General features: G+C 31.7%; 8 protein-coding genes and 2 pseudogenes. All 10 read right to left on the bottom strand.

Features of this window, described 5'->3' with window-relative positions:
* Positions 1–1,689: pseudogene (locus tag Q0E71_RS05685) on the bottom strand (hypothetical protein); the annotation flags it as partial.
* Positions 1,676–2,992, bottom strand: coding sequence for a tRNA (N6-isopentenyl adenosine(37)-C2)-methylthiotransferase MiaB (gene miaB / locus Q0E71_RS05680; protein ID WP_367116824.1), 1,317 nt, complete (start codon positions 2,990–2,992; stop codon positions 1,676–1,678). The gene miaB and the pseudogene Q0E71_RS05685, both read right to left, overlap by 14 nt.
* A 195-nt stretch (positions 2,993–3,187) precedes the next feature.
* Positions 3,188–5,233, bottom strand: coding sequence for a bifunctional 4-hydroxy-3-methylbut-2-enyl diphosphate reductase/30S ribosomal protein S1 (locus Q0E71_RS05675; protein ID WP_294796897.1), 2,046 nt, complete (start codon positions 5,231–5,233; stop codon positions 3,188–3,190).
* A complete protein-coding gene (locus Q0E71_RS05670) occupies positions 5,233–5,781 on the bottom strand; it encodes a 1-acyl-sn-glycerol-3-phosphate acyltransferase (RefSeq protein ID WP_294796895.1) in 549 nt (182 codons plus the stop codon). The genes Q0E71_RS05675 and Q0E71_RS05670 overlap by 1 nt, the downstream gene beginning before the upstream one ends.
* Positions 5,781–6,440 carry a (d)CMP kinase gene (gene cmk, locus Q0E71_RS05665; RefSeq protein ID WP_294796901.1) on the bottom strand — a complete coding sequence of 220 codons (660 nt, stop codon included), beginning with the start codon at positions 6,438–6,440 and terminating at the stop codon, positions 5,781–5,783. The genes Q0E71_RS05670 and cmk overlap by 1 nt, the downstream gene beginning before the upstream one ends.
* 18 nt (positions 6,441–6,458) lie before the next feature.
* Positions 6,459–6,779: pseudogene (locus Q0E71_RS05660) on the bottom strand (chorismate mutase); the annotation flags it as partial.
* Between the two features lie 8 nt (positions 6,780–6,787).
* Positions 6,788–8,020, bottom strand: coding sequence for an NAD(P)/FAD-dependent oxidoreductase (locus Q0E71_RS05655; RefSeq protein WP_294796893.1), 1,233 nt, complete (start codon positions 8,018–8,020; stop codon positions 6,788–6,790).
* A complete protein-coding gene (locus Q0E71_RS05650; RefSeq protein WP_082244115.1) occupies positions 8,020–8,889 on the bottom strand; it encodes a MurR/RpiR family transcriptional regulator in 870 nt (289 codons plus the stop codon). The genes Q0E71_RS05655 and Q0E71_RS05650 overlap by 1 nt, the downstream gene beginning before the upstream one ends.
* Complete coding sequence (locus tag Q0E71_RS05645) at positions 8,864–9,457, bottom strand: class I SAM-dependent methyltransferase (protein WP_294796889.1); 594 nt, start codon at positions 9,455–9,457, stop codon at positions 8,864–8,866. The genes Q0E71_RS05650 and Q0E71_RS05645 overlap by 26 nt, the downstream gene beginning before the upstream one ends.
* The gene (locus Q0E71_RS05640; protein ID WP_294796887.1) at positions 9,454–10,170 is read right to left on the bottom strand and encodes a pseudouridine synthase; all 717 of its coding nucleotides are present in this window, start codon (positions 10,168–10,170) and stop codon (positions 9,454–9,456) included. The genes Q0E71_RS05645 and Q0E71_RS05640 overlap by 4 nt, the downstream gene beginning before the upstream one ends.
* Positions 10,171–10,207 lie beyond the last annotated feature (37 nt).

The following is a 10,207-nucleotide window of genomic DNA, read 5'->3' as shown; positions in this document are numbered from 1 at the left end:
ACTTATACTTGCTCTAACGTATTTATTTCTTCTTGCAATATAAGCGAGATTCACAATAAAGTCAAGATAAGCAATCTTTTCGCTTAAGCTTTTGATACGCGATAAGCTATCAAGTAATTTATTTTTTATATCGTTAAATAGTTCTTTCTCAAGTGATTCAAATCTATCTTTTGCTGTAAGTATCTCTGTTTCAAGAGCTTTAAGCTCTTCAGTAACAAATCTTTCACTATTAACAAGTGTTGCTCTCTTAATAAAGTAGTCAGGAACCATATTTAAGTTAGATTTAGTAACCTCATAGAAATAACCAAGTATCTTGTTATACTTTATCTTAAGATTTTTAATCTTTGTATTTTTTCTATCCTTATCCTCAAGTAGAAGTATCTCTTTTAAAGAATCATTTTGCAAGCTTCTGTATTTATCAAGGTCTCCGTTGTAATTAAGCTTAATTATATAGTCGCTATCCATTGAATCAATCGCTAAATCTATTAGTTTAACTAAGTCATTTAAGTCAGAAAATTTGAAATTCTTTTTAATATTTTCATCTTTTATAAGAGCTACAGCGTTTTCAGCGTAGATAATGTAGTCCTTAAGCCTAAGCATATCCTGCTTAGTGACAGTCATCTCATTGATTCTGTTTGAAATTCTGTCTACATCACGAATATTTTTAAGATAGTTTCTTATGCCTGTCATTTCCATCTCATTTTTATAAAAATATTCGACTAAATCAAGCCTTTCGTTTATATCACTCGCATTGATAAGCGGCTTTAACATAGCGTTTTTAAGATATCTAAGCCCCATAGCTGTCTTGGTATCGTTAAGTATATCAAATAAGGTTTTTGACTTAGTATTATAAGATGAGTCTATCTCTAAATTTAATCTGGTTTGATCATCAAGGACCATTGTCTTAAGATCATCATTGATATTTTCAAACTTAAAATGCTTTAAATCATTCTTTTGAGTGTATTCTAGATAATTTATAAGGTAATAGATAGCAATTACTTTTCTATATTCATTTTTCTTGAGGCTTATATTATGATTACCTTTTAAAATGGCAATGATATCATCAAGATTTTTTTCTACTTTATAAGTCTTTACATAGTCAAGCGATTTTTTATTTAGATACTTAATAAGATCTTCTATATCTTTATAGTCATCATTAATAAAGACTTCCGCTACGTTGTATTTGAATATGCTGTCAACGACATCATAGATACTGCCCTTAAGACTATAATCATGAGCATCGATATCACCTGTTAGGTAGTCGCACTTGACGATTGATGCGCCCATATCATCAATATAAAGGTAGATGATATACTTATTTAACTCTTCTTCGCTTGATGTAGTGCCTGGTGTAACTATCTTTACTATGTCTCTTTTAACAAGGCCTTGAGCTAGTTTTGGGTCTTCTACTTGATCGACAATTATAACTTTTTTATTATTTTGACCAAGCTTATTGATGTAGACGTCAACAGCTTTAGCAGGCACTCCGCACATAGGCGCTCTTTCATCTAGACCACAGTCGCGTCCTGTTAAGACCAAATCAAGTAGCTCACTCGCTTCAACTGCATCGTCGAAAAACATTTCAAAGAAGTCGCCAATCCTATACATGACTATAGCATCTTGATTCTTTTCCTTAAGTTCTACATACTCCCTCATCATAGGAGACAATTTGTCTTTATCTATCTTCAACTTTCTCACCATTCATAGAAAATGATTTAACATCATTTATTTTCACTTTAATAATATTGCCAATGTCTTCTTCACTTGCTTTAAAATTAACTAATTTAAACTCTTCTGATCTACCTGAGTAGAAATTATCATCCTTTGAAGATGTTCCTTCTACTAAGACATTTAATGTTTTGCCTAGGTATTTCTTGTTGTTTTCTAAGCTAATATCGTTTTGTACCTCGATTAATCTTTGTAATCTAGAGTTTTTAATATCATCAGGAATTTGATTTTCCATCTTAGCAGCAAGAGTGCCTGGCCTTATTGAATATATAAATGTAAATGCTTGATCGTAGCCAACAGTTTTAATTAGATTAATAGTATCTTCGAAATCTTTATCACTTTCGTCAGGAAAGCCTACTATGATATCCGTAGATAAGGCAATGTCACGTTTTAATGATTTAATAAGATCTATCTTTTCTAGATAATCTTCTCTAGTATATTTTCTATTCATAAGCTTAAGTATTCTATTGGAGCCTGATTGCACTGGTATATGCAAGAATGGCATAAGTTTATCTATCTCATCAAAAGCATATATAAGCTCTTTTGATATATCCTTAGGATGAGATGTCATAAATCTGATTCTCTCAAGTCCATCTATATCAGCAATCTTATAGATAAGTTCAGTAAATGAAATTTTGGGATCTAAGGTTTTTCCGTATGAGTTAACATTTTGACCAAGTAGCGTTACTTCTTTTACGCCGCCATCAACAAGGTGCTTGACCTCGGCTACTATATCCTTAGCCTCTCTTGATACTTCCCTGCCTCTAGTGTATGGTACAATGCAATATGTACAAAAGTTATCGCAGCCATACATGATATTGACATAAGATTTGAAATTATATCTTCTGTTTTGACCAATAGTTTCTCTTGTCTTTAGATTAATCTCATCTATATTAACAACTTGCTTCTTTGTAGATAGATGTTCTTCTAATAGCTCTTTTAATATGGCAATGGAATTAGTTCCAAATATGATGTCAACGTGTTTGAATTTTTCTTCTAGAAACTCTCTAGAAGAGTCAATCTCCATAACACAGCCGCAAACCATAATAATCTTTTCTAAATCATTTGCTTCCATTATATGCTTTAAATCGCCTAAATTGCCTAATAGTTTATTCTCTGCATTTTGCCTAACAGCACATGTATTGAATATAACTATGTCAGCTTCAAGCATATCATCTGTCTCTACGAAACCTAAATTAGATAGTATCCAGCTTATAGATTCGCTATCACGCTCGTTCATCTGACAACCATAGGTTCTAATCATAAAGCTTGGTGATTTTTTATATTTATTTTGATAATCATCAATATATTTTTTTATACTATTCAATATATGTCTTACTCCTAACTAATTAAAGGCACGCCTAGGCGTGCCTTTAAAAATCAATTATTATTGTTCTTCTGATTCAGAATTTTCTATTGCATTTTTAAATAACGCACCCATATCTTCAGATAAATCATCTTATTGTACAGGTAATTCTTTTAATTCAGCTTCCTTTACTTCTTTTTCTTCAACTTCAGGTTTTTCTTCTTCATGAACTTCTTCAGCTGCTGGAGCTTCTTCTTCGTATTCTTGTTCTTCTTCTACTGGTTCTTCAAGTCTTCTCTTAGATACGCTAACCTTTTTGTCTTCATGAATTTCAGTAATCATAACTTCGAAGCGATCGCCTACTTTTAATACATCCTTTGGATCATTAACTCTCTTATGAGAAATTTGTGAAACGTGTAGTAAAGCATCTACGCCTTCCATAATTCTAACGAAAGCGCCGTATGATTCAATATTAACAACTTCAACTTCAACAACATCGCCTTCATGGTATTTTTCTGTAAATACTGTCCATGGTTCAGGTACTGTTTGTTTTAAGCCAAGTGAAATTCTATTTCTTTCTTTATCTACTGATAAAACTTTAACTTCAATTTCTTCACCTTGTTTTAAAACTTCCTTAGGATTTCTAATTCTTCCCCATGTAAGGTCTGTGATGTGTACTAAGCCATCGATTCCGCCTAGGTCAATGAAAGCACCATAATCAACGATTCTAGCTACTATACCTTTGACTATTTCTCCTTCTTTGATGTTTTCCCAAGCTTCTTCTCTCTTCTTATCAAGCTCTTTCTTTTCAACAGCTTTTCTAGAGAATACTAATCTTCTTTTATTTATATCAACGTCGATAATTACAACGTCTAGATTTTGTCCAACAAATTCTTCAAGGTTTTCTTTATATCTAACTGAAACTAATGAAGCTGGTATAAATCCTTGGATTCCGCTATAGTTAACAATCAAGCCGCCTTTAGTGACAGATTTAACTTTTACAGAAACTACTTCGTCTCTTTCCTTAACTTCTTCAATCTTTTCCCAAACTTCCATTTCTTTCAACTTCTTAGTTGATAGAACTACGTTACCTTCTCCATCGTCAATCTTAACTACATAAACTTTGATCTTATCGCCTTGTTTATATAGATCCTTTGGATTAACATCTTCTTCAGCTAGGTCTTCTTTTTTGATTATACCGTCGCTTCTAAAGTTGATGTTAACACTAACATCGTTGTCAGTTACATAAAGAACTTCACCTTCAATGATTTCGCCTCTTGATATTCTCTTGAAAGAATCATCAATAGCTTTAATCATTTCATCTTTTTTTGTTTCTTTAGCATCCTCCTTTTTCATTGTTTCATCGTGGTTTAAATTTTCCATTACTTTAATTGCCTCCTTAATTATATCATCAGGTACCGAAGCACCTGCTGTAATACCAATATTATAATCTGGTTTTATTAAACTCATGTCCAGCTCATGAATATTTTCAAGTAAATATGTTTTAGGATTAATAGTTTTCGAAATCTCATACAATTTTTTAGTATTTGAACTGAAATTTGATCCAAAGACTAAAACCATATCTACTTTATTTGCAAGCTCCCTAACAGCCTTCTGTCTGTTTTCAGTAGCGTTGCATATAGTGTTAAATACAAGCACATCCTCATTATGCTCTTCTAAGCACTTTGACATCTTATCAAATTTATCATGAATGAATGTTGATTGTGCAAAGAATGCAATATGATTTAAGCCAATAATTTCTTTAGCTTCATCTACATCCTTAATGACGATTGCTTCTGTTTTAGAATGAGAAATTATAGCTTTTACTTCTGGATGTTCTTTATCACCCGCTATAATAACATTATAACCTATATTTGAATATTTTTCCACTAATTCGTGAATATTTTTTACTTTTATACAAGTTGTATCGCAAATATTTTTGTGATTATCCTCTAGGAGCTTAGTGTTTTCAATGGTTTCACCATGCGCGCGTATGATTATATTATTTGAAAAAATTTTTTTATAATCATCAATTTTATTTAGCCCACGCCTAGCAAAATCATCGATAACTGTTTGATTGTGAATTAAGTCACCAACTATCTCTGCTTCTTTGTTTTCTTTTAAAAACTCATTTGCTTTTTTTACAGCCAATCTAACACCTGAACAAAAGCCGTAGTACTTTGCTAAATATATCTTCATTATAACGATGCTATCCTATCCATTAAGTTTTCGGAGAAATCTCCTTCCAGCTTCTCAAATTCGTCTACATCAATTATTTCACCAAAAGTCATTTTAACTTTAGAAAAAATTTTGTAGCTTGATTCAATATTGCAAGGGACTATGTTTGTGCCAGTTCTATTTGCAATCAAGTGTATGCCATCCTTTGCCTTTGCTGTTCCATCTACATTTCTAGTGCCTTCTGGGAAGAAAATTAAATTATTGCCATTCTTAAGTGTTCTCATAACATCTTTTATGGCTTTGATATCAGCTTTTTCTCTATCTACTTTTATAGCGTTAGATTTATTAAGTATAAACCTTGTAAATGGGTTTTCGTAAAGTTCTTTTTTTGCGAAGAAAGCTACGTTTGTACCTAAATTCATCGCTACAAATATGGGGTCCCAGTTTGATCTATGATTGCCTGCGACTATAAAATTTGTATCTTGTTTTAAATTTTCCTTGCCTTTTATTTCAAATCTGAATAATATTCTGCAAATTATTATTCCAACAAATCTAATGACTCTATACATTATTTATCTCCATTTATATAAGAAAGCATAAGCTCAACTGTTTCTTCGATGTTCTTATCATCTGTATTTACTTCTATAGCGTCACTTGCTTTTACTAGTGGATCTACTTCCCTATGTGAGTCGTAGTCATCTCTACGGATAAGGTCCTTTTTGATGTCATCAAAATTGACGTCTAAACCTTTTTCCAAGTATTCTTTGTATCTTCTTTTTGCTCTTACGTCTGCCGAAGCTGTTAAAAAGAACTTGTAGTCGGCATCCTTTAATACAACTGTACCTATATCACGTCCATCCATAATCACAGATGATTTAGAAGCTATCTCTCGTTGCAAACTTACTAGTCTTTTTCTTACATCTCTATATTGACAAACATAGGAAACATTTTTATCGATACGCTCGTTTCTTATCTTGTCATCAACACAAAGCCCATCTAGGAAGATATGGTTTTCAAAATAATCTATCTTAGTTTTTTCAGCTAAGGCCACAACATCTTCTTCAGATTTAGGATCAATATTATTGTTTAAAACCTTTAGTGTTAGTGCTCTATACATTGAACCAGTATCTACATAATTAATCTTAAGTTTTTCTGCTAATAGCTTAGCTATAGTGCTTTTGCCAGCACTTGTTGGACCATCTATAGCCACTTTTATATTATTATTCATATATTTATCCTTTCTTAAGCTTTGTGTTTTGCCTAAATATACATCTTTTTTATCTATATCCTTATTATAAAATGCGCTTAGCCTGATAACGCCATGCATTTGTCCTTCGACAAGCATTTCGTTTAAGCATATCAAAGCTGTATCATTTAAACCAATGTATCTAGCTGCAAGAGCTGGATATGCCTTGTCTAAGTCTTGAGTTACTGTGAATAAAATGCATTTAATCTCTTTTTTATTTAAATTATTCGCCTTTATTATCTCTTCTAATAAAATTTTGCTTTGATTAATTATTGAACTTGCCGTATTTTGAGCATCAACTGCTCCTCTAATTACTACCACACCATCACCTACTCAATGCTCATTGCTGCTTGATAAGCTGTTGAAAATGCTATTTGTAAATTATATCCACCAGTTAAGGCGTCTATATCTAAAACTTCACCAACTATATATAGCTTATTTACTAATTTTGACTCCATAGTCTTAGGATCAATTTCCTTTACGTTAACTCCGCCTGCAGTGATTATCGCTTCATCTATATCTCTTAAAGAGTCATACTTAAGATTGAAGTGTTTAAGATTATTGATAATAGCAGTTCTTTCAAGTTTTGTAATATCGCATGCCTTTTTATAATAGTCTAAGTCAATAGCTTTTAGAAATATATTTATTAACTTTTTTGGAAGAAGATTCTCTAGTACCTTGCCAATGGATTTTAAGTGCTCTTCCTCAAATAGCATAAGAAGCTTATTATCTAGCTGTTCTTCATTTAGTGCAGGTTTTAAATCTAAATAGATAGTATAATCTTCATCATCTTTCATATATGAGGATGCGCTCAGTATTATTGGGCCAGATATACCAAAGTGAGTAAAGAGCATCTCTCCAAATTCAGTAAATATAGTCTTTTTCTTTTGATTTATGACTTTTACTTCTACATTTCTAAGTGATAGTCCCATAAGCTCAAGTCTATCCTCTTTACTTAAACTTGTGTTCATTGCTACAAGTGAGGCCTTAATTGGCTTTATACTGTGTCCAAACTTTTGCGCAAGTCTATAGCCATCGCCATTAGAACCAGTTACTTTATAGCTCATTCCTCCACAAGCAATTACAAGGTTTTTTGCATAGTCTACTCCAGAATTGGATACTATTTTAAATAAATCTTCATGTTTTTCTAGATTTTTAACTGTGCATTCATTTTTAAAATTTATATTCAAGTCCTTTATAAGCTTCTTAAACATTTCTATGATTTCCATGGCGTCATCTGACTGAGGGAATACTCTATTGCCTCTTTCAACTTTAGTTTTTATTCCATTGTCATTAAAAAATTTAATAAGATCATTAGCCGAATAATTATTTAATGAGCTATACATAAATTTTTCGTTGTGTACAATATTTTTAAGTATATTATCATTATCAGAGTAATTACAAATATTGCATCTGCCCTTGCCAGTTATTCTTAGCTTTCTTCCTGGATATTTGTTTTTATCATATAATATAACGCTTTTGCCTCGTTTAGCACAGTGAACAGCTGTAAAAAGACCTGCAGCGCCTGCGCCAACGACAGCGACATCATATACCTTATTCATTATTTATCTTCATAAGGATCAAAATCGTATATATCGTATGACTTATAAATCCTTTCCATTTCTGTTAAATAATCTTGTGTTGAATCTAAATTTTTAAAGCTTAGTCCAGCTATAATGATATTTATTAAAGATAGTGGTGCAACGAATGAATCGATAAATAGAATTATATCGTTTTTAGCAATTAAAACTAAGTCGCTGTTCTTAGCGATGGTAGTGTTTGTATTGTCTGTAAGTGATATAACTTTGCTTCCCTTTGATTTAGCGTATTTTAATATACTTACTGACTTTTTAGAGTATCTTGGATAGCTTATACAGAAGAATGTATCTTCTTCATTCATGTGTAACATGCTCTCAAATACTATATCATCGTCAGAATTAATGATAATCGCATCTTTGCCCATTAATTTCAAATAAAAGCAGAAGTAATTTGCTAAAAATGAAGAGGTTCTTAAGCCTAGCACAAAAATTTTTCTGCTATTGTTTAAAATATCTATGCCTTCATATAGCTTTTCTTTGTCAAGATCATTTTTTAATCTCTTTACGTCGTGAGCATCAGTTGCTAAACATGATTCTACTAGCTCATCCATAGTTGATATCTCTCTAAGCTTAATTCTGTCTATGTTTGATAGACTTATCTTAGCTAGCTCGTGTATATCATCTTTTAATTCTTTATATCCATCATAACCAAGTAATGTTGCGAATCTTACTACTGTTGACTCACTTAAACCAAGTTCCATAGCAAGTTTTTGAGCTGTTTGGAAGGTCGATTTGTGAAAATTGTTGAGAATATAGTCAGCAATTAACCTTTGACCCTTACTAAATTGCTTTTTGTTTTGTTCGATTCTATAAATTAGATTTTTCTCCATCATCTTCACTCCTCTTCTCTAAAATATATGTTTTACATGGTTTATTCTTTTGATTAATAAACTCTAATTTGATAACATTAAATATTTTTTGATCTAAACTTTTTAAATAATCATATATTTTACTATCTTCCAGGCAGCCTTCTTCGTGGCCAGGATATGTAGTTATCATAATGATTGCGCCATAGTTAAGTCGTACTAATAGCTGCTGTATAGAACTCATAGTAGTATCTAGTCTCGTTACTAGATTTTTATCAGCTCCAGGTAAGTAGCCTAGGTTATATATAGCAAAGTCAATATTTTCCCTTATATCCGATAAATCATCATGGCTTTTATTTAAATAGATACAATTCTTATATGAGTAAGACTCTAATAGAGATCTTGTATTTTCTATTGCTTTTGTTTGTATATCATAAAGATAGAGCTTTTCATAATTTGGCGCGTTTTTTAAAACTCTTAAGCTGTCGTAACCATTGCCACAAGTCATGTCAACAAGAATCTTCTTATCTTTAAGAAAAGTTTTTAATAAGTAATCAATAAAATGATTAGTGTTATCTAAGAATTTGTATTTCATCTAAACGATTCAACTTCTTCCTTTGATAGTCTTCTGAACTCTCCGACCTTTAGTGCGCCTAATTCTAGTGTGCCTATCTTAACTCTTTTAAGCATTAGAACTTTATATCCCAAGACTTTAAACATATTTCTGACTTGATGGTTTCTTCCTTCGCATATAGATATAGATACTAAGGAGCTGTCATCATAAACGTTTAGCACTTTTACTATGCTTGGAGCTGTCTTAACTCCGTCTAGATAGACGCCGTTTCTTAATTTGTTAAGATCATTCTTATTAGGAGCCTTATCTAGTTTAGCTATATATTCTTTATATATTTCGTTTTTTGGATGCATGATGCCATTAGACCATTGACCATCATTTGTAAGTAGCAACAAGCCAGTAGTGTTTGCGTCTAGCCTACCCACTGGATAAATCCTCTTTTTAATCTTATAATCATATAAATCTGATATAATGTTTTTAGCATATTTATCTTTTAGTGTTGTTACGTAGCCAAGTGGCTTGTTCAGTGCAATGTATATCTTTTTATCTTTATCCACATTAATTACTTCGCCATTTAATTTAACTACGTCAGTCTCTGGATCAACGAAGAATGGCATCTTCTCAACTACTTTATTATTTACTCTTACTCTCTTTTTTTCAATAAGTTCGTCTGCTCTTCTGCGAGATACTTCTGCATTTTCTGCAACAAACTTATTCAGTCTCACTTTCTCCATTGTCTTGCCTTTCTATATTTATATCCATGTTTATATC

Origin of the sequence: uncultured Fenollaria sp., assembly GCF_934202865.1 — a bacterium.
In the GTDB taxonomy this organism is placed as follows: Bacteria; Bacillota; Clostridia; order Tissierellales; family Peptoniphilaceae; genus Fenollaria.
This window is presented reverse-complemented; position numbering and strand designations above follow the sequence as displayed.